Source organism: Campylobacter gastrosuis (genome assembly GCF_030249845.1).
Lineage (GTDB): Bacteria > Campylobacterota > Campylobacteria > Campylobacterales > Campylobacteraceae > Campylobacter_A > Campylobacter_A gastrosuis.
On record NZ_JANURM010000004.1, the window covers coordinates 66,514 to 92,145 of the forward strand.

Consider the following 25,632-nt stretch of genomic DNA (forward strand, 5'->3'; position numbering starts at 1 on the left):
TATTTTTTATTATACTTTTATGTTTATAAATTCACTCTAAATTTAGCCAAAAAGCTCACTTATCTTTTCATTTAGCTCTTTGCCGCTAAAATTTGCTGTTAATTTTACAATCTGTGTGCCTATTATCGCGCCGTTTGCATATGATTTTACGGCTTTAACGTCATCTTTGTTTTTTATACCAAAGCCAACGGCAACTGGCAGGTCGCTTTTTTGCTTTAACTCGCCGACTAACTTAGCCAAACGCTCGTGCCCAGCGGACTTTGAGCCACTTACGCCAATGGCTCCGATAGCATAGATAAAGCCACTGCCACGAGTTAAAATTTCATCAGTCCTGTAAGCTGATGTCACGCTAATTAGTGGCACGAGAGCTAGGTTGTATTTTTTACAAAGCTCAAAAACTTCGCCGTTTTCTTCAAAAGGCAGATCTGGTATGATAAATCCGCTAACACCGCACTCTGCGCTTTTTTTGATGAAATTTTCAGTGCCATAAGCAAAGATAAGGTTAAAATAGACTAAAAATACGATTGGCTTGTGAAATTTACCCTTGCAATCATCTAAAATTTCAAAGATCGTATCGGTATTTACGCCCTTTGCGGCCGTGCTAAAACTAGCCTCGGCAATTAGTTTGCCATCAGCGAGTGGATCAGAGTAGGGAATTCCAAGTTCAAGTAGGTCAAGGCAGCTCTCATCGTAGTTTGCCAAAAACTCTTTTGTATGCTCAACGCTTGGATAACCAGCCACGATATAGCCGATATTTGCCTTTTTGCCGTTAAATGCTTTTGCGATTTTATCCATAAATTTTTCCTTTTTCATAGCTCATAATTGTGTTTATATCCTTATCGCCTCTGCCTGAAATATTTACGATGATTGTCTTTTTTTCGCTTAAATTTGGGCAGAGTTTTTCAAGATAGGCTAGCGCGTGTGAGCTTTCAATGGCTGGGATTATGCCCTCTAAACGGCTTAGAAGTTTTAGGGCGTTTATGCACTCATCATCGGTTATGGCTTCGTATTTTACGCGACCACTCGTGTGTAAATGAGCGTGCTGCGGCCCAACGCCCGGATAGTCAAGCCCAGCTGAAATGCTATGAACCTCATCAATCATACCAAATTTATCCTGCAAAACGATCGTTTTCATTCCGTGGATAATGCCGTCCCTGCCGTTTGTAAGCGTGGCTGCGTGATATGGCGTGTCCGCCCCAAGCCCACCAGCTTCAATGCCTACTAAACGGACGCTAGTGTCAGCTAAAAATTCATTAAAAATTCCAATCGCATTGCTACCACCGCCAACACAAGCGATGATGTAATCGGCTTTGACGCCGTGTTCGTTTAGCTGTGCCTTGGTTTCACGTCCGATCACGTTTTGAAAATCCCTAACGATCATCGGATAAGGGTGCGGACCAACTGCTGAGCCGATGACGTAAAATACGCTCTCAATCTCATTTACCCACGCCTGAATGGCAGCCGTTGTCGCCTCTTTTAGCGTTTTTAAGCCCTCATCTATGCTTACCAAATTTGCGCCAAGAAGCTTCATTCGGTAGGCGTTTAGCTCCTGCCTAGCGATATCAACCGCGCCCATATAAACGTCGCACTCTAAGCCCAAAAGTGCTGCCGCAGTCGCAGTCGCAACGCCGTGCTGACCAGCGCCGGTTTCGGCTAGGATTTTCTTTTTGCCCATTTTTTTTGCCAAAAGTGCTTGTGCTAGGGCGTTGTTTATCTTGTGAGCACCCGTGTGATTTAGGTCTTCACGCTTTAAGTAAATCTCGTGTCCGTAGTGCTTTGAGAGGCGTTTTGCGTGATAAAGTGGGCTTGGGCGACCGACATAATTTTTAAGCAAATCATCAAGCTCGGCTTTAAATTCGCTCGTTTTTGCGATTTTTTCATACGCATTTTCTAACTCATCAAGCGCAAACATCGCAGTTTCAGGCACAAACTGCCCGCCGTAATTTCCGAAGTATGATTTTGGGTTCATTTTTATCCTTTTTGCTTAGCTATTTTATTTGAAATTTTCTTAATTTTTGCACGACTTTGACCACTCTTTTATATTTTCTACTTGTGAATCACTTAGATATTTTTGCAAATGCGTTTTATGTAATAAATATAAAAGCGATAAAACATCCTTTGCAGTTTTTATCTTTTCATCTTGGCTAATGTGTGAGAAAAAATCAAGAGCTTTTGTCCTGTTTTCTGCGTGACTTTCGCCGTGTAGAACCAAACGATACATTAAATTTTCAAAATATTTTTTCTCTTCTGGTTGTAAATTTGATGTAATTAATTCATCTGTTACGATTTTATCTATACCACACTGATAATTAAAAGTCCCAAATGCCTCTAAAACCTTTCTCATAATATTGCCGATACTTATATTACTGGTGTTGTCGGTTGAGTTGTTGGCATAATTATAAATTTCTTGCAAAAGCATTTTGTATTCTGAATATTTTTTATCAAAATCAAACATCTTTTGCTCTTTTAGCTCCTTTTGGCAAAACGGCAAATCCCCAATAATTTTTTGTAAATCAAATGCACTCATTAAATCGTGTGTTAAAACTATCATTTTACTTGTATTGCAACTATTGATGATCTGTTTTATCTGATAGTTTAAAAACGACATAATGCCAACTTTGTTTTCAAAATCAAAACTAGAAATTGGATCATCTATCACTATAAATTTTGGCTTTTTATAAAGCTCACTTTCGCTTTCATTAGAAAAAATTTCAGTAAAAAAGTAGCTAAGTGCAATAGCATTTCGCTCACCAGTAGATACATCTTTTGCTTTTATGCTTTTTTGTTTTGATTTTAAAACATATTGCTCATCTTTTATTTCAAGTTGCAATCTATTTTCATCAAAAAATATATATTTTAGATGTTTGTTAATCTGCTCTTGTGCTATTTTTATCTGTGCTTTTTGTGAGTTTAACTGCTCTTGAAGTTTTTTTATGCACTCTAAGCGTTTGTTGTTGTGAGCATTTTTGCTCTCTAAATCATTTTTATTTCTTAGCTTTTCTTGATAATCTTTAAAGTCTTGCTCTATTTGCAAAAAGGCTAATTGGTTATTTAATATCTCTAATTTGGTTTTTAACTCATTTGACTTTGCTTTTTGCTCTTGAAATTCTTCTCTTTTTTTCTCTAAAATCGCTAATTTTTGATTAATTTCATCTGCAAAATTTTCATCTAAGACTAATGGCACAAATGGTCTTTTAATTTTTTCATCTATTTTTGAATTTAGTTGTTTTTTAAACTCTTCTAGTTTTAACCTTGTGTCACTAAATAGTTTATCGTCTAGTTCATTCGTTTGCTCTGGAATTTGAAAATTATTAAATAAAATTTTTTGATTTTCTAACTCTTGTTTATGATTTTGTATATCTTTGTTAAAGATATTTTCTAAAATAGATAAAATTTCTTGTTTATATTCGTTTGTTAATTTTGAAAAACAATATGGACAAATCTCCCTATTGCTACTCATAATGTTTCGCGTAACCTCTTCATTTTGTATAGCCTGTTTTATTTGTTCTTGCTCCTCATTAAGCGATGTTTGTTTTACTTGATATGACAAAAGCCTTTTAATGTCATTTATATTAATTTGTTCTATTTTATTATCAAAACTTATATCGTTTCTTATTTTTTGATATTCACTTAGTTTGTTATTAAATTCACCTTTTAGTTGCTCTTTGTCTGCTTGTGTGGCGTAATTTTCAAAAATATCTTTTGCAAAATATATTGTTTTATTTTGTAAATTTTTATTTTTGTTTCCTAAAATATCTCTTTCTCTTTCGGCAAATTCGGCTTTTAAAATTTCTATTATTTTATTTTCATATTTTTGTGGGTTATCGGTGTTTTGGATTTCGCTATATATTTTAAGCCTGTTTTCGTATTCGTTTTTTCTATTTGTCTTTAAATCACAGATGTTTTGTAGTTTTTTAAGCTTAGTATCTAGCTCTACGGCATCTCCAATTAACACTATTGTGTCTAATCCATCATCTTTAATTTTGATTTTTTCATCAATATATTTTTCATTAAAGACAAAAATTTGATCTTTTTGATATTGTGTAAGCTCTATTTCTTGGTTGCTATTATCTAAAATTTTGCTTGTTATGAAATTTAGATCATTAGTTTTTAATGCATTAAATGCCTGTGAAATGGTGCTTTTACCACTCCCGTTTTTGCCGTAAATTAAGCAAAATCTATGATGATTTTCTTTAAAAAATTCCAAAATTGTTTCATTTTGAAAACATTTTCCTTGCACGTTTAATTTACAAAAATTTTCAAACATTATAAGCCTTTATAATTTGTAAAATTCTCTCAACTTTCTCTGGGATTTTTTGCAGGTTTTCATCTTCAACTTTGCTGTTTATGTCAATGATTTTTGGGCTAAATTTCAGTGCTTCACTCACGTTTTCTTCGCCAATGCCACCAGCAAGTCCAAAGCTAAAAGGCTTTAAATTTTTAAGCAAATTCCAGTTAAAGCTCTTGCCGTTGCCACCTAAATTTTCGCCCTTGCAGTCATAAAGCGCAAGGTCGGCAAATTTTGTTACATTTGGTAACACTTCGCCAACGCTTAAAGCCTGCCAAATTTCACAACCCAAATCCTTTAAATTTAGATATAAATTCTCACTAATCTGCCCGTGAATTTGTGCTAAATCAAGTCCGCAAAACTCGGCTATCTCCATTATTTCGCAGTCATTTTGGACTTCGCGAACTGGCAGAGCCAGTCCTTGCGACAAGGAGTTACACTCCCTTGACCCACCTAAAGTCCCCACAAGTGGGGTCCCCTTATGGACTTCGCGAACTGGCAGAGCCAGTCCTTGCGACAAGCTATTAAATTCAGGCACTTCATACTCGCCACTCTCATAGCCAAATGTGTAAGAAAGTAACGGCTTTGAGTTGCGATTTTGACTTGAAATGGTGGCTGTGATTTTTGCGTCACAGCTTTGGCTGCCACTGGCAAAAACGCCAACGCATTTTTTGCCATTTTTATGGGCTAAATTTGCGATTTGCCTAGCCGTCATCATATCTACTTGACGCTTACTTTTTGCAAAAATTACACCGATAAAATCAACATTTAAAGCTAAAATTTTAGCCGCCTCATCTGGCGTTTTTATGCCACAAATTTTAAGCTGTGTAGGACTTGAAAAACTCATAAACCTTGCCACTTTCTAACGCCTCTAAAATCAGCTCTTTTGCCTCATTTGGCGTCTTTACAAAATTTGCCGTATAGAGCGCAAACATAGCGTTTAGCACGACTATATCGCGTTTTGCACCTTTTTCTTCGCCACGTAAAATCGCCACCAAATCCCTTGCGTTTTCATCGCTAGTGCCACCCTTTATCTCATCGTGCAGTGCCCTTTTAAAGCCAAACTGCTCTGGGGTTACTGAGTATTCGCTTATCACGCCGTCTTTTAGCTCAACCACGCGAGTTTCATCGCAAATTGAAATTTCATCCATACCATCGTTGCCACGAACGACCAAAGCGTGTTTTCTGCCCAAAATTTTAAGCACCTGCGCATAAAGGTTTAAAACTGGCTTGTGATAAACGCCAACAAGCTGGTATTTTAGCGCTAAATTTGGGTGCAAAAGTGGCCCAAGCACGTTAAAAACCGTGCGAATTCCAAGCCTTTGCCTTACTTCACGAACCTCGCCAACAAGCGGATGAAAAAGCGGAGCGTGAAAAAAGGCTAGGTTTTTCTGTTTTAAAAGCTCACGATTTGCCATTACATCACCACTTAAATTTAGATTTAGACTGCCAAGCACGTCCGAGCTACCGCTCTTGCTTGAAACGGCTTTGTTGCCGTGTTTAGCGACTTTGACGCCAAAACTTGCGACAATAAACGCCACTGCCGTTGAGATATTTATGCTCTTAAAGCCGTCGCCACCGGTGCCACAAACGTCTATCATATCGCTATCATCGCGAAATGTGTTTGAGTAGTAAAGTATGTTTTTAGCAAGTCCTGCAAGGCTTTTTGGATAAAGGCTCTTTTCGCTAATTAGCACAAGCAGGGCGGCAAGTTGTGTAATTTCGTAACTTTTACTGGCGATGATTTTGCAAATTTGCTCAAAATCCCTATCATCAAGCGCCCTGTCTTCTTGAAGCTTTGTTAAATACTCTTTAAAGTCCAAAATTTCAGGCTCTTTTTGATCATTTTTACTCTTTATGTTTAAGAAATTTGCAATGATTTTTTTACCATATTCGCTAAAATAGCTCTCAGGGTGAAACTGAATTCCAAAAATGTTACGATTTTTCACACGTAACGCCATTAAAACGCCGTCACTGCTATAAGCAAGTGGCTCTAAATTTTCTCCTAAATCATCAACATAAAGCGAGTGGTAACGCATAACTTCAAATTCGCTTGGTAGCTCGTTAAATAGGGGGTTTGCGTCTATTATTTTAATGCGTGAGGTCTTGCCGTGAAGTGGCGTATCAAGCTGTTTTATCGCTCCGCCAAAAACAAGTCCAATCGCCTGATGACCTAGGCAAATGCCTAAAATCGGCACGGCGATGTCTGATTTTAAAATTTCAAGGCAAACACCGCTATCTTTTGGGTGCTTTGGTCCCGGGCTAAGCACGATAAAATCGGGGTTTAAACGCTTTATCTCATCAATGCTTATCTCATCGTTTCTAACGCAAACCACCTCATCATCGCTTAGCTCTTCTAGGTATTGCCTGACGTTAAAAACGAAGCTGTCGTAATTGTCTATTAAAAGTATCATTTTTGTCCTTTTTTAATTTAAAATATTATCTTTTTTGATTTTAAATTCAATAAAAGATTTACTATTTTCTTTTTGCGATACAGTGGTTAAATTTTCATCTTTTGGTATATGTGCTTTAAAATAGTATCTATCATCAAATTTTACTTTAACCAAAAGATTGTTTATTGTGGTTTTATTCTCATCGCTTGTTGTTTTGTCTATGCAAGTTGCGTTGTAGTCGTTAAGGCAAACTGGGATTTTTTCTAAAATTTCTTTACTCATAAATTCATTTTTTATAGTGAAGCTGTCTTTGTAGTTGGCGAGTTTTATTATTCTTACAAAGTCGGAACTAAGAACTGGCATCATTGCAAAACCCACAAATACAGAGAACAAAAAAATGTACTTATATTCAAATGTCTTTAAACAGGCAATTGCTTTAATAAAAATCAAAAGAAAAAATGTTAATAGTAAAAATAAAAAGTTGATATCTTGATATCTTTTATAAACAAATAGTATCAATAAAAAATCAAAACACAGACTAAAAAACAAAGTGGGTAGACTTGTGATATCTTTGTATGTTTTATTTTTATAAACACCAAAACCAAAATATATAACAAACAATAAAATGTATATACATATAGCCTGATTAAAATTTTCTAATATAATATTGCAAATCCATTTTAGCTTTTCAAAATCGTAAGCAAATGGCAAAGCACAAATAACTAACATACAAATTTGCATAATCCAAAATATGAAGCTTATAATTTTATTTTCTGTATTATTTTTAAAAATAGCATAGCCATAAGCCATTAAAAAAACAATTGTATATCCAATATATAAAAATGCCAAAATACTAATACCAAAGAGCAGATAAATTATATTACTTAAATCTGTCTGCGGAATTTGACCGATATTAAAAAAATATGGGACACAAAAGCACGCACCAAAAAACACACAAATCCAAAATGATAAAATTATATTTTTTCTTATCCAATTATATGCCTTAAAAACATCAAGTTGTATGGCATTATTTATATGCTCTATATATCTTTTATCAAAATTCGCATACAACTTACCGCTAAAACTCTTGTATATTTCATAGATTATACTTTCGTTTTTTAAAAAGAGCATTTTTAAACTTTTTTGTTCGTCTATACTTTTGCTCTTTATATGCTGTTTTACTAGTTTTTTTTGGTCTTTTAAAACCCTAAGTATCTTTAAGCTTCTTAATACACGATTTTTAAAAATACTTTTTTTTATTGAATATATGCCATTTTCTTTTAAAATATCTAAATCAAATTTTATTTGTAAAATCTGATTTTGCTGTATTTCTAATAGGCGTTTAAAGCTATCTTGTGTTTGATATTTTTCGATAAAATTTTTAGCTTGATTTACATTACCCTCATATTTATCAAGTTTTTCTAAAAAATATTTTATATCATCATTTTCTAAAAAACTTTTTCTTAATTCAATTATTTTTTTATTAATTGAGTAAATATGTTTTCTATGTCTGTAAAAATTTTTAAAATCTTTATTGAGCCCTTTTATCTCTTCATCTATCTGCTCTAAATCATTATGGTCAAAATTCATCCTTTTGCCTTTTTATAAAAAATGGGCATAAAAATTTTACGCCTCCAAAATCGCGCCGTTGCTTGCGTTTGTTACAAGCTTTCGGTATTGGCGTAGCCAACGAGAATTTAGCTCTTTATCAATCGGTTTAAACTCAGCCTTTCGGCGTGAAATTTCATTATCACTCAAAAGCACGTTTATTGAGTAGCTATCCACGTCAATCTCAATGATATCGCCGTCCTTTAAAATCCCTATCATACCGCCCTCGGCTGCTTCTGGGCTTACGTGTCCGATACTTAGCCCCCTTGTTGCACCGCTAAATCTGCCGTCCGTGATTAACGCCACGTCCGCGCCAAGCCCCTTGCCCATTATTAGCGAGGTCGGGCTTAGCATCTCTTGCATACCAGGACCCCCGCGCGGTCCTTCGTAACGGATTACGACCACGTCGCCTTTTGTGACTTTACCGCCTGAAATTCCAGCTATCGCCTCATCTTGGCTATTAAAGCAAACCGCTTTGCCCCTAAATTTGCGCTCTCCGACAATTCCAGCGGTCTTTATCACGCACCCTTGCTCTGCTAAATTCCCAAATAAAATCGCAAGTCCGCCGACCTTTGAGTAGGCGTTTTCTACCTTGTGGATTATGCTCTCATCTTTTATATCACTCGCCCCCACGCGCTCGCCCAAGCTCTCACCACTAATCGTTAGATTAGCTAGCCTTAAAAGCCCATTATCACGGCGTGAAATCTCTTTTATCACGGCATTCATACCGCCAGCTCTGCCGACGTCCTCCATATGTACGTTTGGCAGGCTCGGGCTGATTTTAGCGATGTGAGCGATGTTTTGGCTGATTTTATTTAGGTCGCCAACTTGCAAATTTACCCCAGCTTCACGCGCAATGGCTAACATATGAAGCACGGTGTTACTGCTACCGCCCATCGCCATATCAACGACAAGTGCGTTTTGCACGGCATCAGCGTTTAGGATATTGCGAATTTTAAACCGCTCATCAAGCGCGATCTGGCAAATCCTACGCCCAGCACGGCGCACCAGCTCTTCACGCTCAGGCGTAAGCGCTAAAATCGTGCCGTTACCACTAAGCGCTATGCCCATAGCCTCACAAAGCGTATTCATAGAGTTTGCCGTAAACATACCAGAGCAACTACCGCCACTAGGACAGGCGTTGCACTCTATGTTTTTTAGCTCACTTTCGCTAATTTGTTTGTTTTCAAACTTGCCAACTGCCTCAAACGCCGTGGCTAAATCGATCGGTTCGCCCTTATCTGTGTAACCCTTTTTCATCGGACCTCCACTTACAAAGATTGTCGGCACATTAACACGTAAAGCACCCATTATCATACCAGGCACGATTTTATCGCAGTTTGGCATACAAACGAGCGCGTCAAGCGCGTGTGCGTTCATCACGGTTTCAATGGAATTTGCAATGATCTCGCGACTTGGCAGAGAGTAAAGCATACCGCCGTGCCCCATAGCAATGCCGTCATCAACGCCAATAGCGTTAAACTCAAACGGCACGCAGCCATTTTTGCGGATCTCATCTTTTAAAATTTCAGCGTATTTATTTAAGAAAAAATGCCCGGGGATAATCTCAATAAAACTATTTGCAATGCCGATAAATGGCTTATCAAAGTCAGCGTCGCTTAGTCCAGTCGCCCTTAAAAGCGAGCGGTGCGGAGTGCGTGTGTAGCCCTTTTTTATGATGTCACTTCTCATTTTTATCCTTTTTAAAAATTTCGTGCTATTTTATCTAATCTCATTTTAAATTTAGGCAAAAAGCGTGAATTTTTAATAATTATTTACAAATAATTTAATCTGAATTTTTGTAAAATAGCCAAAAAACACAAAAAGGAGAGATTAATGCTGACAAACCCAGTTTTAATAAGCATTATCGTTATGAGCGTGCTTTGTCTGCTAAGATTTAATATACTCTTAGCGATCCTAGTTTCAGCACTTGTGGCTGGTTTGATGAGTGGCGCAGGTATCGTTGATACGACAAATACGCTAATTAGCGGTATGAAGGGTAATCTTGAAACTTCGCTTAGCTACATTTTGCTTGGTGCATTAGCAGCGGCCATTGCTAATACAAATTTAACTGCGATTTTGATAAACGGCGTTAGTAAAATGCTAAGCGATAAGCGGACGTATTTTGCACTAACTATCGCTGGTATTGCGTGTTTTTCGCAAAATTTAATCCCAGTTCATATCGCATTTATACCGATTTTAATACCGCCACTTTTGCCACTGATGAATAGGCTAAAAATTGACCGCAGAGCCGTTGCTGTCGCACTTACCTTTGGTCTTAAAGCACCTTATGTAAGTCTTAGCGTCGGTTTTGGTCTGATTTTTCACGGAATTTTGCAAAAAGAGATGAAAAATAATGGCATAAATGTTGAAATTTCAGATATTTCAAGCGTAATGTGGATTGGCGGTGTCTCAATGCTAATTGGGCTAATTTTAGCGATTTTTATCTTTTATGCAAAGAGGCGAGAATACGCTCACACCGAGATTGAAAACGATGAGCTAAAACAGGCACAAATGGCAAAAATGCTAACAATGAGTAAAAAAGAGTGGGCAGTTTTAGCTGGTGCTGTGGTCGCTTTTGGGGTGCAAATTTACACTGAAAGTATGCCACTTGGGGCTTTGATTGGGCTTTTGGCGATGATTTTGCTTGGCGGGATTGAGTATAAAAAGATTGATGACATTATGGATAGCGGTTTTGCTATGATGGCATTTATTGCCTTTATTATGCTTGTTGCGGCTGGTTTTGGGGCTGTGCTTCGTGAGAGCGGTGGGATTAATGAGCTTGTTAGCTTTGCTAGTGGCTTAGCTGGTGGTAAGCTTGGAGGCGCGATTTTAATGCTAGTCATCGGACTTTTAATCACAATGGGTATTGGCAGTAGCTTTGGCACGATACCTATAATCGCCGCTATTTACGTGCCTTTATCGCTCTCGCTTGGATTTTCAACACCAGCCATAATCTTACTAATTGGCATAGCAGCCGCACTTGGCGACGCTGGTAGCCCAGCAAGTGATAGCACTCTTGGTCCAACCTCTGGACTAAATGCCGACGGCCAGCACAATCACATTTATGATACCTGCGTGCCGACGTTTTTATTCTTTAATATACCGCTAATTATTGGCGGAGTCATAGGTGCGATGATACTTTAAATTTAGCCCAGTTTGGGCTAAATTTCTATTTTTTATTCTATTTTTACCACTCTTATTTTTGCTTTTTTAAATCTACTTTAAATAAAAAATTAATTTTGCCAATAAAATATTGTTTCAAATATACACATTTTTAAAATTTTAACGTGTAAAATCGTAATATTTATGCAAATTCGTGGCGGAACTTCAAAGGGATATTTTTTAATAGCTCTGACTTGCCAAGCGATGAGAAGATGCGAGATGAGGTGGTTTTAAGCATTGTTGGGCGTGATGAGAGCTAGATTGACGGACTTGGTGGAGCAAATCTGCTAACTTCAAAGGTCGCCATAATCTCTAAATCAAGCAAGGCTGACTGCGATGTGGATTATCTTTTTGCTCAGGTGGTTGTGAGGCAAAATAGGGTTGATACATCGCCAAATTGTGGCAATATTTTAAGTGGGGTTGGCGTTTTTGCCATTAAAAGTGGGCTTGTTAGAGCAGATAGCCCGACTACAAAAGTGCGCGTAAATATGCTAAATACTGGTAAAATTTGCGAGCTAATAATGCAAACGCCAAACGCTAAATTAAGTTTTAGTGGGACTGCTAAAATTGACGGAGTTAGTGGCACGAGCGCACCTATAATTTGCAATTACGAAGACACGATTGGTTCAAGCTGTGGGGCGTTATTTCCAACTGGCAATTTTAAGGATGAGATTAACGGCGTAAGCGTAACTTGCATTGATAATGGTATGCCAGTCGTGCTCGTAAGAGCCGATGAAATTGGTATTAGCGGTTAAAAGTCCAGCAAGAAACCGGACTTGTCGCTATGGCTGGATACACAAGGCGTTTTAATCCATCTCATCAGTTTATCCATAATAAAATTTTAAACGGCGAGCTAAATATCTGGCAAATGGATGTGCAAACTTACTTTTTTAGGCGTTCAAACCTAAACGCACTATGTCAGCCACGAAGCTGGACTGATCATCTTTTATAGCACCACGCTTGTTACTCCGTTAATCTTTTTGCCTATCAAACCCAAAGCGAAATCATTGACTTTAACGCAATTTAAGGTCCAATAAACAAGGATTTAGGCATCGCAATGGATATGAGCATATCGCTAAAAGCAAAGAGCGGTGCGATTTGCACGCTTTCGTTTAATAACAATGGTCCGCTTGGGACATTTTTTAGATATATCTGCGATAACGGCACGTTTATAGCAAGATATGATGATTTAGTTGATGGCTATGATAAACCGATAGATGTTAGCAAGGTCGCTGTTTCAATGAACGGCATTGAGCTTCAAGATAGAGAATTTATATCAGCCATAAAAGAGAAACGAGAGCCAAACGCAAGTGTAGCACAAGCGCTTAGCACAATGGAGATTTTAAACAAGTTAGAGATAATGCTAAATCAAAAGGGCTAAAAAATGAGAGCTTTAAAATTTCTATCTATTTTTATTTTGCTAAATTTCTCTTTTGCGAATGAGAGGCAAACCACGCTTTTATTACACCACTTTATGTCGTCAAAGGCACCAGCTCACACGAAGCTAATTGAGCCTTGGGCTAGGCAGGTTGAGGCGATGTCAAATGGCGAAATTAAGATTGAAATTTTACCAAGTATGAGTTTAGGCGGTAAGCCAAATGAGCTTTACAGGCAGGTAAGAGATCAGGCTGTGGATTTAGTTTGGGTTTTAGCAGCTTTCGCTCCGGGCGTCTTTGCTAGGACTGAAATTTTTGAGCTACCGACTATTTACAGGGGTAATAGCCTTGATACGACTATGGCGATTTATGAGAATTTTGATCTAATCAAAGATGATTACAAAAGGGTAAAACCGCTCTTAATTCACGCCTTTGCAGGTAATGCACTTCATAGCGTAAATAAACGCATTGAAAAAATGAGCGACTTAAAGGGGCTAAAACTCCGCTCGCCATAATCGCACTTAGGCACGTCTGGCACGGTGTGAGATTTTCGTGGTGGATGACTGATATGCTTCACGATTTTGGCTCTGATAAACCAGTTTTTGATAAGAAAATGGAGATTTCAGAGCTTAGCTTTTTTATCAAATCAGACACTGGTAAAAAGGTCATAGCAGAGCAATATGTCGGACTACCTTACGAGGACTTAACCTGAGTTTTAGCTAAATTAAAAGGCAAATTAGCACAAATCTGCCTTTTTGGTTTTAAAAATTTGTGTTGTTTTTTAAGAATTTTTGTGATTTGAAGTAGAACTTCGCTTGAAATTTAAAAAGTGTCGTTTGTTTTTTCTTTAAGGGAGAAGGGGGCTTGAATTGCGTTCTGCTTGCAGCTACGAGCGAAGCGAAGTAGGGTCGCCCCCTTCTCCCTTAACAACCCTTATCCCTGACAACGCTCTATCGTTGCTGTGCTTCGCACAGGTTTTTATTGCCGACAAGTCGGCATCTGCCGATTAAAATCGGTGTTTGCAAGTTTTGATTTTTACTTTTTAATGTTTTTAAGATTTTTTTAACAATATTTTTAGTCATATCGCAATAAAGATTTTTATTGTTTAATACTTCATCTAAAATCAAAGTCTTTCTTGCTTCTATTATTGTTTTTAAAAATGCTTTGTGATTATCTGAAATATAAGGCGTATTGTCAATAATTTCGTTTATTTTAGACAAATCAATTTTTGGCGTGATAGTTTGCAGTGCTTCTAAACAATCCTTATTATTTGTATTTTTTAAAAAATCAAGCATATTTATCTTCACACCGCTAATTTTTATAGCTGAATTTGGAAAAACATATACTCTTTTTTCTATCTCACTTCTATCGTTTAGCATTTTCTTAAAGCCCTCTTCTGATATTTGCGCAAACAGGCAAGAGCCACAATCAAAAATCGGCGAAACTTTGCATTCATTGCTATACGCATTAACCAAAAAGCCCCAGTTTCCATTGTGTCTATCAAAATTTCCAAGCAAGGTATCAGCTATAAACATATTCCAAAAATGTTTTTTTACCTCGTCTGCTTTTATATCAAATTGAGTTTGATTTTCTATGGATTTTAAAATTTCATCTAATTCAGTATCATATCCACCGCTTGAACTATCCATAACGCTATTTTTCAGTGAAGCAAAATCATAAAAATCATACTTTTTGCTTAATAAATCACTTGTAAAATCCTTACAAGCCACCGCTATTTTATTATCAAATTTGCCAAGTAAGGTGTCTTGCGAATTTAAACCCAATGTTTTTAAAATATGACAACTAATATACTCGCTAAAACAGCTATTTATGTAAGAAATTTCATTGTTTTGCTTTGGTTTTGGCGGAAATTTAAGCATATATAGTTCGTTGTTAAATATAATGGCTTTTTTATTGCCATTAGCCCCACCATATGCTTTTGGGTATAGTTTGCAATTTGTAAAATCCAACTCTTTCATCTTATATTCCCAAATATTTATCTCTTAGATAATCAGCCACTTCTTTTGTTATCTCTCTGCCGTGTTGAGATGAATTTATTGAGCCATAAAGCTCCGACCAGTAAATATCAATGTCTTTGTTGTCGTTTTCTTTGCATTTAAGTAAATCTCTTATTCTCTCTTGTAAATCAATAGGGAGTGTCTTTAAATCAACTATTTCGTTCATATTTTTGCAGGTTTATATGAGTTATCTAAATAAATTTTAAAAGCATCATAATGCTAAGTGTAAAAGGTAAGAGTGCGAAAATTTTCTTTACCTTTTGGGCTGGGATTTTATGCGTTATTTTAACTCCAAGTGGCGCAAAAAAGTAGCTTGTAAGTGTGATAAAAAGCACGGCAGATAAATTTACATATCCAAGTGTAAAATTTGATAAATTAGTGTTTGTCCAGCCGTTAAAAATGTAGCCAATCGTGCCAAAAATAGCGATAGGAAAGCCAACTGCTGCTGATGTGCCAATGGCTTTTTTAATATCAATACCCTGAAATGTCAAAAATGGCACCGTTAAAATTCCGCCGCCAATTGAAACGATAGATGAGATTATACCAATGGCTAAGCCAGAGATGATTTGCAGGTATTTTGGTAGAATTTTTTCAGCTTGATTTTCATTTGTTTTTGAAAAAAACATCTTAACTGCTGAGTAAAACATAAAGATTGAAAAAATCACAGCTAGATAAAATGAGTTGATTTTACTAGCTATAAATGAGCCAAAAAATGTCCCGACAGCCACGCCAACGCCGATTTGCCAAAATAAATCCCATTTTACGGCGTTAAATTTTGCGTGAGTTTTAAAGCTAGAAAACGAGGTGATGATAATGCAAGCCATACTTGTCCCAAGTGCGATATGAACGACATTTGCTTCGCTTACGCCATTTGCTAAAAAAAGATACGTAAGGCTAGGCACTAAAACACCGCCGCCACCGATACCAAACATACCAGCGACTAGCCCTACAAAAGCACCCAGGGCAAGAAGCGTAAAAATCATATCAAAACTAATCATTAAAGTCCTTCAAATGAGTAATAGATATTGCCTTTTATTGCTTGTTTTTCATAAGAGTTTAAATTTTGATTTGAGACATTATTTGTATAGCGATAGTTTAGAGCGAGCGATAGTTCTTTATTTATTGACTCAACTAGCGTAAAATCCAAGACATATCTTTTATCTTTTCGGCGTTTTCTAAATTGAATTACATTGTGATCAATGGGGGCTAATTTATATGAAGTGTAGTAGTATTCAAGTCCGGTTAAAAGTGTCGTGTGATTAGTTGGCGTATAGATATTTTCAAGTTTAAAATTCATAAAATTATTATCAACCCCTATCTTTTTTTTACCATCTGCGTTTTCAGTCCCAAAGCCAAATGTGAATGTGTTTTGACCAAAATTTTCACTTGGCATAACTAGACTATTTTGTGCTTCAATGACTTTTGAGTTTTTATAGCGTTCATCTTTTGAAAAAAAGTTCTTTTTTGATAGTTTTAGTTTGGTTTTATAAAGCAAATTTTGACTTAAAACGTATTCAAAACTAGGCGTTAAGGTGTATAAATTTAGATTTGATTTATCATCTTGAATTAGCCTTGTATATGAGGCTGACAAGCCTGTTTTTGACATATCAGAGGTGTAAGATGTGCCAGTTTCAGCAGTGATGATGTCTAAATTTTCAGTGTCGTTTTCGTTAAATTTTTGCGAATACGCAAGGACTTTTGTATCAATTGATAGATTTTCATTTGCCTTGTATGAGTGACTTAGTGCTAAAATATACTCCATAAATTTATCGGTATCTATTTTGTTTGGAATAGACCAAATACCGGGTCTTGAAAATTTCTCAACTCTGGCAGTTTTTGTATTGGTTGCGTTACGCACATTTGTATCGTGTCCTACGCCAATGCCAAATAATCCACTAAAAAAGTTATTTTGCTCTTTTAGACTTAGTGAGCTAATTTTATTTTTAATATTTGCCCTAACGCTTTCTGGTATCTCTATCTCTTGGCTATTTAATACTTCTTGATAAAGCCTATTTGCTTCAAAGTGTCGTTTTGGTTGCTGTGAGTAAATTTTAGCTAGTTCAAGTTTAATTCTAGGATTATTTGGGGTCATTTCTAAAAGGTGTGAATAAATAATCTCTGCATCGTCATAAGCGCCGATTTCATAGGCACTTCTAGCATATATAAAGGCGATTTCGCTATTTACGTTATTATTAAACCCATAATCTCTTAATAACTCATAACTCTTGGCAAAGTCGCCTTTATTATAGTATTTTTTAGCTTCATCTAAAATAGATTCATTAGCTTCAAGTGGGGCTGTATTTAAATTTTTGGTATCAATCTCACTAGATTTTTGTGAATTTGTGTCAATTGGCAGATTTTCGTTTGTTTTATAAGAGTTTTTTAATGATGTAAAATTCTCTATAAATTTATCGGTATCTGTGCTGTTTGGGATGTGCATTTGATTGTTTTTGGTTGCGTTATGCGTATTTGCATTATGTCCCACGCCAAAGCCAAAAAATGCACCAAAAAAGCTATTTTGCTCTTTTGCGTTTAATGAACTAATCACAGCCTTTATCTTTGTCCTAACGATTTCTGGCACATTTTTGTTATTTAACACCTCTTGATAAAGCGTATTTGCCTTAAAGTGCTGTTTTGGTTGCTGTGAGTAAATTCTAGCTAACTCAAGCTTGATTCTAGGGTTTTTTGGGTCTTTTTTTAAAAGCTTTAAATAAACAACCTCTGCCTTGTCATAAATGCCGATTTCAAAAGCACTTCTAGCGTATATAAAGGCAGTTTGTTCATCTGCATTATCTCTATTAAAATCATAGTCTTTTAATAACTCATAGCTCTTAGCAAAATCGCCTTGATCGTAGTGTTTAATGGCTTCATCTAAATTAGCCATTAAACACAATGGGATTGATAGAAAAACTAGCCTTTTTATCACTTGCTAGTCACCTGACCGCCTGTTAAATCGGCTTCAAATTGAACATTTAATTGATTTTGTCCATTTTTATCTCTTATGATTACTTGCTGAGAACCTAAGCCAGATTTGACCTTTGTTATATGAGCTTCTCTGTTGCCCCCTACCCCATCAAAATAGCCTCCGCCTTGGATAACTGGCATACCACCCTTTTTATCCGTGCCTACATCATTAAAATAGAAGTCTGTCCCATTATGTCTGCGTCCTGTAACGCTACCAGCAAAATTTCCGCCATAGCTGTAATTATTGCCCCTATCATCAGTAACTTTGTATTTATAATCACCTGTAAATTGATTTAATCCACCAGCACCACCTCGTCCAAGTAAAAATTTAAAATTTATGTTATTTTCACTAGGCGTAAATTTATAGGTTGTATCGTATAAATGCCTAGGATTTGAAAAGGTACCTGAGAAGTTTAGCTCTATTTTGCTAGGGCTATTCATCATTCGTGTAGTAAGGACTTGCAAATTTGATTCTTCAAATAATTTCATAAAATGTATTGCTTTATTTTTATATGCTATCGCTGCTGCTTCTGCTTGTTTTTTAGCATCTTCTGCTTGCTTTTTAGCCTCTTCTAATTTTTTGGCTTCTTCTTCTGCTTTGCGTTTAGCTTCTTCTTCTGCTGCTTGTTGTTTAGCTAACTCTTCTGCTTGACGTCTTGCTTCTGCTTCGGCTAGCTCTTTTTGCCTTTGAATTTCTTCTGCTTCTTTTCTAGCTTTTTCTTCTTCTGCTTGTTTTTTAGCTAGCTCTTCTGCTTTACGTGCTGCTTCTGCTTCGGCTAGTTCTTTTTGTCTTTGAATCTCTTCTGCTTTGCGTTTAGCTTCTGCTTCTTCTGCTTGTTTTTTGGCTAACTCTTCTGCTTGACGTCTTGCTTCTGCTTCGGCTAGCTCTTTTTGTCTTTGGGCTTCTTCTGCTTCTTTTCTAGCTTTTTCTGTTGCTTCTTGTTCGGCTTTTTTTCTAGCCTCTTCTGCCTTAGCAGCTTCTTCGGCAGCTTTACGTTTAGCTTCTGCTTCCTCTGCTTGTTTTTTAGCTAACTCTTCTGCTTGTCGTTTAGCTTCTGCTTCGGCTAACTCTTTTTGTCTTTGTTTTTCTTCTGCTTCTTTTCTAGCCTTTTCTTCTTCTGCTTTCTTTTTAGCTAACTCTTCTGCTTGTTTTTTAGCTTCTGCTTCGGCTAACTCTTTTTGTTTTTGTTTTTCTTCTGCTTCTTTTCTAGCTTTTTCTTCCTCTGCTTGTTTTTTAGCTAGCTCCTCTTTTTCTTTTTGTGCTTTTTTCTCTGCTTCTTCTGCTTTGCGTTTAGCTTCTTCTTCTTGTTGTGCTTTTTGTTTAGCTTCAGCATCTGCTTTTTTTCTAGCCTCTTCTTGTTCTTGCATTTTCTTTTCAGCTTCATCTTTGTTTTTTTGCGAAATTTCATTTTTTGTAGCCTGTTGTGATTGGGCTATTTGACTATTCTTATTTTCGCTATCCCAGTCGCCCCAGCTTGTTATGCTATCGTTTATCGTTGATGTAACAGATGTTGTTTGGGCTACGCTTGAAGATGTGGCTTGTGTGGTTTTAGCCGTTGTTTGGGTTGTTGCTGTTGATGATGAAGCTGTGTTTGTTTGACTTTCATTTGTGTTTGAAGTCGTTTGATTTTTGTTTTGCGTGTCATCTTGTGTGTTAGTTTCGCTCTTTTGACTATCGTTTGAGTTTGAATTTTTATCAGAAGTAGTCGCTGTAGGTGTTGTTTGAGCGATATTAAAGCTATCTAAAACGCTGTTTAAATTCTCGCTATCAACGGCTACTACCTTGCCTAGTGGCTTACCAGCTTGTGTTGCAACAAAGTTGCCTTTTGCTACATCTTTCATATCACCAAGCGGACTTTGGACAAAAATCATACCTTGTGTGCAGATTACCTTGCTTTGGTCTGCGTAAATTTCGGTGCCACGGATACCGATTGTTGCGTTTTTGGTTTTGATTTTAAATCTGTTTGGATTTACTTTGCCGATTTGCCCCGTAATAGCGTGAAAAGCACCCTCGGTTACGCTTAGTTCTGTTCTAGCCGCCTTTGGGTTTGTGTCTGAAAAGTAATAATCTTTTATGTTTAATGTAGATTGTTTGCCTATCGTTACGATAGTTTTATCCACAAAATCAATTCTTACTTTTGAGTTTTGCTTGGTTTGAATGATGTCGTTTTTTTCAACCTTAGTCCCCAAACTCACATTTAAAATTTTATCCGCTCTTTTTATAGTCGCTTCGCCTTCAAGCAGTGAAACACTTCCCACGCTTGCAAATAGGGCGTTTGCTATAAAAAGCAGAATCAAACCGATACGTTTCATAACTCACTCCTTAGTATCAGAAAATTTGGCTTATTATAGCACAAAAAAACTGAAAAATTTTTATCATTTAACAAATTTCAAATAAAAATTTTATGAAATTTAATCCAAAAGAGTGTAAAATCACGCAAAATTTTAAGGATAAAAATGGAATTAGTGCAATATTTTGGTGCTGATAGATTGATAACTTTTATGCTACTTTTTGCCAGAATTAGCGGACTTATGGTCTTTTTTCCATTCTTTTCGCACGCACAAATTCCACTTAGCGTTAAAACTTCGCTTACATTTATATTGACGATTTTGCTCTATCCGATGGCACACGCACACACTCACGCCATTAATTTTTTAGTGCTTGAAATTTTAAGCGAGGCTATGCTTGGGCTTTGTGCTGGGTTGTTACTTAGCATTGTTTTTGGGACTTTACAGCTTGCTGGCGAGCAGATTTCAATGGTAATGGGCTTTTCAATGGCGACCGTGCTTGACCCGCAAACTGGCACAAACTCGCCAATTATTGCTAATTTTTTAAGCCTTTTAGCCCTGCTTACATTTATTATTTTTGATGGACATCATCTGCTTATTTATTTTTACGCAAACTCCCTAAATTCCGTGCCTCTTGGCGATTTTTATCCACGTGTTGGGGTGCTTACATACACGCTTAAAATTTTTACGAATTTATTTGTTTTTGGCTTTGTTTTAGCCTTCCCAATCATCGCACTATCGCTACTTTCTGACGTGATTTTTGGTATGCTTATGAAAACAATGCCACAATTTAACCTTCTTGTCGTTGGCTATCCGATAAAAATCACAATCGGATTTGTCGTTTTAATCGCAATTTTGGCTGGAATTTTAAAAATTTTTACCACTTTGATTTTAAATATCATAAATGACCTGCCAGCTCTGTTTTTTTAAAAATTAAGTTAATAAAAATGAAAAATATCATAAAATAGGCGACTACGTTTTTAAGGAGTGGTTATGAAGGTCGTTTTGGTAAATAAAAATCCAGCCGTTTCTCGTTTGATTACGCTAAGTCTTGAAAAAATCGGAGCAGATTACGCTCAAATTAGCGAAATTTCGGAGCTTGAAGGTAGGGCTGACTTTTTGATAATTGATAGCGATATAGAGCTTAATGATACCGATTTAAACGCATTAGCGAGTAAAATTTTATACCTTTTGCCACGTGGTGCTAATAAACCTGAATTTACCGATATTGTGCTTGAAAAGCCCTTTTTGCCGACTGATTTTATAAAAATTTTTGAGCAAAACAAGGTAGAAAAAGAGAGTCTAAACGATGAAACGCCTAGCGATTTTAGCGTGAATGGGGCGAATTTTCAGACTGAAATTTCAGATGATGATATTAGTTTTGAGTTGCCAGATTTTGATGATGAGCTACTTGATAAAGATGATGAGAATTTAGCGGATTTAGATATTAAGTTGCCTGATTTTACCGCTTTAAGCGATGATGAAGTGGTAGAAGAAAATAAAAATTTAGATGATGAAATTTTAGAAGTTGATGATAAATTAAACGAAACTGATGAAATAAAATTAGATGACGAGCTTAATATTGATGAGCCAAATGAGCTAGATAAAACAAGCCAAGAAGTAGCTAGTGATATAGGCACGGACGAGATAAAAGCCGATGAAATGGAGCTTAACGAGCTTGATTTAGGAGAGCTTAATTTAGATGATTTAGCCACTAATGAGCCAAATTTAAACGAGCCAAAGGCATCTGATACGATAGAAAATATCAAAAATATCCTAGATGATATTGACACCGATGAGCAGGACGCTGTGGCTGATGATGGCGTTTTAGACGATATTTCAAAAGATATCGTTAGCGATTTAGATGATGAAGTTTTAGATGAAAATTTAGATGAAGGCACCATTAATGAGCTAGGCGATGAGCTGGTTTTAGATGAAAATGTGGCAGAAAATTTAGATGAAGTTAGCGATGATTTAATAAGCTTAGATGAGAGCGAAAATGTTGATGAAATTTTAGATGAAGTTAGTCAAGATTTAGGCGAGAGCGAAGCCCTAAATGAGAGCGAAATCATAAGCGAGAATGAAATTTTAAGTGAAAATGAAATTTTAAACGAAGATGAAATTTTAAACGAGAGCGAAACAACAGCCAATAGCGAAAGCTCGGGCGATATCACAGAGATTGATCAAATTGATGAAATTTCAATGCTAAAAGCCTTTAACGAGCCCTGTGATGAGATAGCAGATGAGCCAAAAGATGAGCCACAAAGCAAGGCACAAAGTGAGCCAAAAGCCGATGATTTTAAAGATGAAATCACAAAAACAATTACCAAAAAAATCACAAATTCACTAAATGAAAGCTCGTTAAAAGAGATTTTAAAGGATATGAACATAAAAATTAGCATAAGTTTTGAGGATAGGTAGTTGAAGGGGCAAATTTTAATCATCTCAGGCCCTAGCGGTAGCGGTAAAAGCACACTTTTAAATAGACTTTTAAAGGATGAGCCAAATTTATACTTCTCTATTTCAAGCACGACAAGGGCGATTAGAGAGGGCGAAAAAGACGGCGTGAATTATCATTTTGTAAGCCAAGATGAATTTCAAAAAGGTATAGAAAATGGCGACTTTTTGGAGTGGGCTTACGTGCATAAAAATTATTATGGCACGAATTTAAAGCCAGTTTTAAAGGCGCTTGATGAGGGCAAAATCGCCGTTTTTGACATTGATGTGCAGGGTTTTAACCTAGCAAAAGAGAAATTTAAAAACTACATAACTTCGGTTTTTATCACGACAAAAAACCAAGATGAGCTAAAAAAACGCCTTCAAAAGCGAAACACCGATAGCGATGAGATTATTCAAAACCGCCTATTTAACGCTGTTGGCGAAATGGAGCATATCTTAGAATATGATTATTTTTTAATAAACGATGATTTAGAAAAAAGCTATAAAGGGCTGCTCTCAATTGTGCGTTCTATGCGTTTAAAAAGCACAAATATACCGCTTAGACAGACGATTGATGAGTGGATTGATTGTAAATAAATTTTATTAAGGAGAAACAATGGGTAGTATGAGTATGGGACACTGGCTAATCGTTTTAGCCGTGATTATTTTGCTTTTTGGTGCGAAAAAAATTCCAGAATTAGCAAAAGGTGTTGGCAAGGGTATAAAGTCGTTTAAAGCCGAAATGGAGGACGATAAGCCACTTGAAAAAGTAGAGAAAAAAGATGAAGATGTAGCTGAGATTAAGAGCCAAGAAGCTACAAAAAACGTTTAGGTTTTTGCGTTGAAAGAGCTAGTTAAGAGTGAAATTTTTAAGGTTTTAGGGCGTGATTTTGTCCTTGAAAAGCCAAAGGATATAAGCTTAGCACACTACGCTACGCCACTTGCGTTTTCGCTCGCAAAAGAGCTTAAAAAGTCGCCAGTAGCCATAGCAAATGAACTTGCCTTAAAATTTCAAGACAGCAAAATTTTTAGCGTAAGTGCGGTAAATGGCTATTTAAATTTTAGGCTAAACGGCGAGTTTTTAAACAAAATCTCAACCGACGCCCTAAAAAATGGCACGGATTTTGCCAAAGGCGAGATAAAAAATGAGAAAATTTTCATTGAGTATATCAGTGCAAATCCGACCGGCCCGCTACATATCGGACACGTAAGGGGTGCTGTTTATGGCAATATCTTAGACATTGTAGGCAGATATTTAGGCTATGAAATAGCGACTGAATACTACATAAATGACGCTGGTAATCAAATTGACCTGCTTGGCACTTCAATTAGTCTAGCTGCAAAAGAGCTACTTTTTGGCGAAAGTGTGGAGTATCCAGAGAGCTATTACAGGGGCGAATATTTGGTGCAAATCGCAAAGGACGCCCTAGCAAAATTTGGCAAAGAGATATTTTACGATGAGAGCAGAAATTTAGAACTTGCTGAGTTTGGCAAAGATGAAGTGATAAAGATAATCAAAAAAGACCTAAACGATGTCGGCATAAATATACAGAGCTGGGCTAGTGAAAAATCCCTTTACAGCGGACTTGAAGCGACAATTAATAAGCTTAAAATTTCAGGGCAAATGTATGAAAAAGACGGAGCGACCTATATCGCTTCAAGCAAACTTGGCGATGATAATGACAGGGTTGTTATAAGAGATGACGCTAGACCCACGTATTTAGCTGGCGATATCATCTATCACAACGCAAAATTTGAGAAAAATTACGATAAATACATTAACATTTGGGGTGCTGATCATCACGGATATATCGCACGTTTAAAGGCTGCCATTCATTTTTTAGGCTACGATGAGAGCCGTCTTGAAGTGATTTTAATGCAAATGGTAAGCCTTTTAAAAGATGGTAAGCCGTTTAAAATGAGCAAACGTGCTGGCACCTATGTTTTAATGAGTGAGATTGCCGAAGAGATCGGAGCTGAGGCACTTAGATTTATGTTTATTAGCAAGTCAAACACAAGTCCGTTAGAATTTGATTTAAATTCTGTTAAAGCAAATGACAATACAAATCCGATTTTTTATATAAATTATGCTCACGCACGTGTAAATCAAATTTTTGCCAAGGCAAACAAAAGCGTAAATGATGTCATAAATGCCGATTTAAACGTGCTTGATGATAGTGCTAAAAACCTGCTGTATCAGGCAATTACGCTAAATGAGGTGCTTGAAGATGCATTTAGCTCACGTGGGCTTTATAAAATCGCTGACTTTTTAAAGGCGTTAAGTGCGAATTTTCATAAATTCTATAACGAAAATCGTATCATCGGCTCAGAAAACGAGGACGCACTTTTAAAGCTTTTTGGCGTGGTCGCACTAAGCATAAGAACGGCGTTAAAACTAATGGGTATAGTCGCAAAAGAGCGTATGTTAAAGGATGAATAATGCCTTTAAAATCGGCAATGCAAAGCTTTTTAGACGACCCAAGCCCCAAAAATGAAAGTAAGCTAATAAATCTGCTTTTAAAGGCTGATTTTTTAGCTCCAATTTTAATGCTCTCGCCACTTGCAAAGCCTGATGGCAACGCATTTTACGAAGAAGAGGGCTCAAATATAAAATTTGTAATCTTAGAAAACGAAAATGATGAGGGCTTTTATCCAGCATTTACTAGCAAAAACGAGCTTTTAAAGTGGCGAAATGACACCGAACAAGAGGTGCTAAATTTACGCCTAAAAGACTACGCTAATATGCTATTTAGCGAGCAAAATCGCTACAAAGGTGTCGTTATAGACGCCTTTTCTCACTCACTCGTGCTTGATATTGAATTTTTAAAAGCGATTTTTAAAGAGTAAAATAAAATCCGTTTTTGCCGATATATTTGCAAAGTATTAAATAAAGGTTTAATATGCAGATAAATTTAAGCACGAATTTTTTAAATAATATAAATGAAAGCTTAAAAATTAACGGCACAAAAACAGCCGATGATAGCACCAAAGAGCTACAAATCGCACGAGAAAATGCCTAAATTTCATAAAAGACAATATATATCAGACCTTAAATACGCAGTTTAGCAAATACCAGAAAGATAAATATTTAA

General features: G+C 36.5%; 22 protein-coding genes and 2 pseudogenes. 11 read left to right on the forward strand and 13 right to left on the reverse strand.

The window, feature by feature from the left end; translation table 11 throughout:
- Nucleotides 1-42: 42 nt before the first annotated feature.
- From trpA to ilvD, 8 genes and pseudogenes are all read right to left on the reverse strand, one after another.
- Nucleotides 43-795, reverse strand: coding sequence for a tryptophan synthase subunit alpha (gene trpA, locus NYG85_RS05115; RefSeq protein ID WP_284937416.1), 753 nt, complete (start codon nt 793-795; stop codon nt 43-45).
- A complete protein-coding gene (trpB, locus tag NYG85_RS05120) occupies nt 788-1,969 on the reverse strand; it encodes a tryptophan synthase subunit beta (RefSeq protein WP_284937417.1) in 1,182 nt (393 codons plus the stop codon). Before trpB ends, trpA begins: the two co-directional genes overlap by 8 nt.
- Nucleotides 1,970-2,008: 39 nt before the next feature.
- Nucleotides 2,009-4,267 carry an AAA family ATPase gene (locus tag NYG85_RS05125; protein WP_284937418.1) on the reverse strand — a complete coding sequence of 753 codons (2,259 nt, stop codon included), beginning with the start codon at nt 4,265-4,267 and terminating at the stop codon, nt 2,009-2,011.
- Nucleotides 4,260-4,826, reverse strand: coding sequence for a phosphoribosylanthranilate isomerase (locus tag NYG85_RS05130; RefSeq protein WP_284937517.1), 567 nt, complete (start codon nt 4,824-4,826; stop codon nt 4,260-4,262). Before NYG85_RS05130 ends, NYG85_RS05125 begins: the two co-directional genes overlap by 8 nt.
- 108 nt (nt 4,827-4,934) lie before the next feature.
- Nucleotides 4,935-5,135 (reverse strand): annotated as a pseudogene (locus tag NYG85_RS05135) (hypothetical protein); the annotation flags it as partial.
- Nucleotides 5,107-6,702 (reverse strand): anthranilate phosphoribosyltransferase, encoded by a 1,596-nt coding sequence (gene trpD / locus NYG85_RS05140; RefSeq protein ID WP_284937419.1) that lies wholly within the window; start codon nt 6,700-6,702, stop codon nt 5,107-5,109. The gene trpD and the pseudogene NYG85_RS05135, both read right to left, overlap by 29 nt.
- 12 nt (nt 6,703-6,714) lie before the next feature.
- Nucleotides 6,715-8,271: a hypothetical protein gene (locus NYG85_RS05145; protein WP_284937420.1), complete on the reverse strand. Its 1,557-nt coding sequence runs from the start codon at nt 8,269-8,271 to the stop codon at nt 6,715-6,717.
- Nucleotides 8,272-8,307: 36 nt separating this feature from the next.
- Complete coding sequence (ilvD, locus tag NYG85_RS05150) at nt 8,308-9,981, reverse strand: dihydroxy-acid dehydratase (protein ID WP_284937421.1); 1,674 nt, start codon at nt 9,979-9,981, stop codon at nt 8,308-8,310.
- Nucleotides 9,982-10,125: 144 nt separating this feature from the next.
- Here ilvD and NYG85_RS05155 point away from each other — a divergent pair, with 144 nt between their 5' ends.
- The 5 genes and pseudogenes from NYG85_RS05155 (at nt 10,126) to NYG85_RS05175 (ending at nt 13,542) form a co-directional block, all read left to right on the forward strand.
- Entirely contained in the window at nt 10,126-11,436 is a 1,311-nt protein-coding gene (locus NYG85_RS05155) for a Na+/H+ antiporter NhaC family protein (RefSeq protein ID WP_284937422.1), read from the forward strand.
- A 278-nt stretch (nt 11,437-11,714) separates the two neighbouring features.
- Nucleotides 11,715-12,209, forward strand: a complete 495-nt coding sequence (locus NYG85_RS05160) for a PrpF domain-containing protein (RefSeq protein WP_284937518.1) — start codon at nt 11,715-11,717, stop codon at nt 12,207-12,209.
- A 29-nt stretch (nt 12,210-12,238) separates the two neighbouring features.
- Nucleotides 12,239-12,835, forward strand: a pseudogene (locus tag NYG85_RS05165) (hypothetical protein).
- Between the two features lie 3 nt (nt 12,836-12,838).
- Nucleotides 12,839-13,345 carry a type 2 periplasmic-binding domain-containing protein gene (locus tag NYG85_RS05170; protein ID WP_284937423.1) on the forward strand — a complete coding sequence of 169 codons (507 nt, stop codon included), beginning with the start codon at nt 12,839-12,841 and terminating at the stop codon, nt 13,343-13,345.
- A 26-nt stretch (nt 13,346-13,371) separates the two neighbouring features.
- Entirely contained in the window at nt 13,372-13,542 is a 171-nt protein-coding gene (locus NYG85_RS05175) for a hypothetical protein (protein WP_284937424.1), read from the forward strand.
- Nucleotides 13,543-13,780: 238 nt separating this feature from the next.
- Here the strand turns inward: NYG85_RS05175 and NYG85_RS05180 are convergent, their stop codons facing one another.
- From NYG85_RS05180 to NYG85_RS05200, 5 genes are read right to left on the reverse strand one after another with little or no spacing between them, the layout of a single operon-like run.
- Nucleotides 13,781-14,809: a HipA domain-containing protein gene (locus NYG85_RS05180; RefSeq protein WP_284937425.1), complete on the reverse strand. Its 1,029-nt coding sequence runs from the start codon at nt 14,807-14,809 to the stop codon at nt 13,781-13,783.
- Between the two features lies 1 nt (nt 14,810).
- Complete coding sequence (locus NYG85_RS05185; RefSeq protein WP_284937426.1) at nt 14,811-15,014, reverse strand: hypothetical protein; 204 nt, start codon at nt 15,012-15,014, stop codon at nt 14,811-14,813.
- 25 nt (nt 15,015-15,039) lie between these two features.
- Entirely contained in the window at nt 15,040-15,846 is an 807-nt protein-coding gene (locus tag NYG85_RS05190) for a sulfite exporter TauE/SafE family protein (RefSeq protein WP_284937427.1), read from the reverse strand.
- Nucleotides 15,846-17,774, reverse strand: a complete 1,929-nt coding sequence (locus NYG85_RS05195) for a tetratricopeptide repeat protein (RefSeq protein ID WP_284937428.1) — start codon at nt 17,772-17,774, stop codon at nt 15,846-15,848. The genes NYG85_RS05190 and NYG85_RS05195 overlap by 1 nt, the downstream gene beginning before the upstream one ends.
- A complete protein-coding gene (locus tag NYG85_RS05200) occupies nt 17,771-20,125 on the reverse strand; it encodes a FecR family protein (RefSeq protein ID WP_284937429.1) in 2,355 nt (784 codons plus the stop codon). The genes NYG85_RS05195 and NYG85_RS05200 overlap by 4 nt, the downstream gene beginning before the upstream one ends.
- A gap of 144 nt (nt 20,126-20,269) precedes the next feature.
- Here NYG85_RS05200 and fliR point away from each other — a divergent pair, with 144 nt between their 5' ends.
- The 6 genes from fliR to NYG85_RS05230 all read left to right on the forward strand — a co-directional run bounded on the left by fliR (nt 20,270) and on the right by NYG85_RS05230 (nt 25,387).
- Nucleotides 20,270-21,031, forward strand: coding sequence for a flagellar biosynthetic protein FliR (gene fliR, locus NYG85_RS05205; RefSeq protein ID WP_284937430.1), 762 nt, complete (start codon nt 20,270-20,272; stop codon nt 21,029-21,031).
- A 63-nt stretch (nt 21,032-21,094) separates the two neighbouring features.
- Nucleotides 21,095-22,522 carry a hypothetical protein gene (locus NYG85_RS05210; protein WP_284937431.1) on the forward strand — a complete coding sequence of 476 codons (1,428 nt, stop codon included), beginning with the start codon at nt 21,095-21,097 and terminating at the stop codon, nt 22,520-22,522.
- Nucleotides 22,523-23,137: a guanylate kinase gene (gene gmk, locus NYG85_RS05215; RefSeq protein ID WP_284937432.1), complete on the forward strand. Its 615-nt coding sequence runs from the start codon at nt 22,523-22,525 to the stop codon at nt 23,135-23,137. It abuts the gene before it with no gap.
- Nucleotides 23,138-23,156: 19 nt separating this feature from the next.
- Entirely contained in the window at nt 23,157-23,372 is a 216-nt protein-coding gene (gene tatA, locus NYG85_RS05220) for a twin-arginine translocase TatA/TatE family subunit (RefSeq protein ID WP_284937433.1), read from the forward strand.
- Between the two features lie 9 nt (nt 23,373-23,381).
- A complete protein-coding gene (gene argS, locus NYG85_RS05225; RefSeq protein ID WP_284937434.1) occupies nt 23,382-24,980 on the forward strand; it encodes an arginine--tRNA ligase in 1,599 nt (532 codons plus the stop codon).
- Complete coding sequence (locus NYG85_RS05230; protein WP_284937435.1) at nt 24,980-25,387, forward strand: SseB family protein; 408 nt, start codon at nt 24,980-24,982, stop codon at nt 25,385-25,387. Before argS ends, NYG85_RS05230 begins: the two co-directional genes overlap by 1 nt.
- The last annotated feature ends 245 nt before the right edge of the window (nt 25,388-25,632 follow it).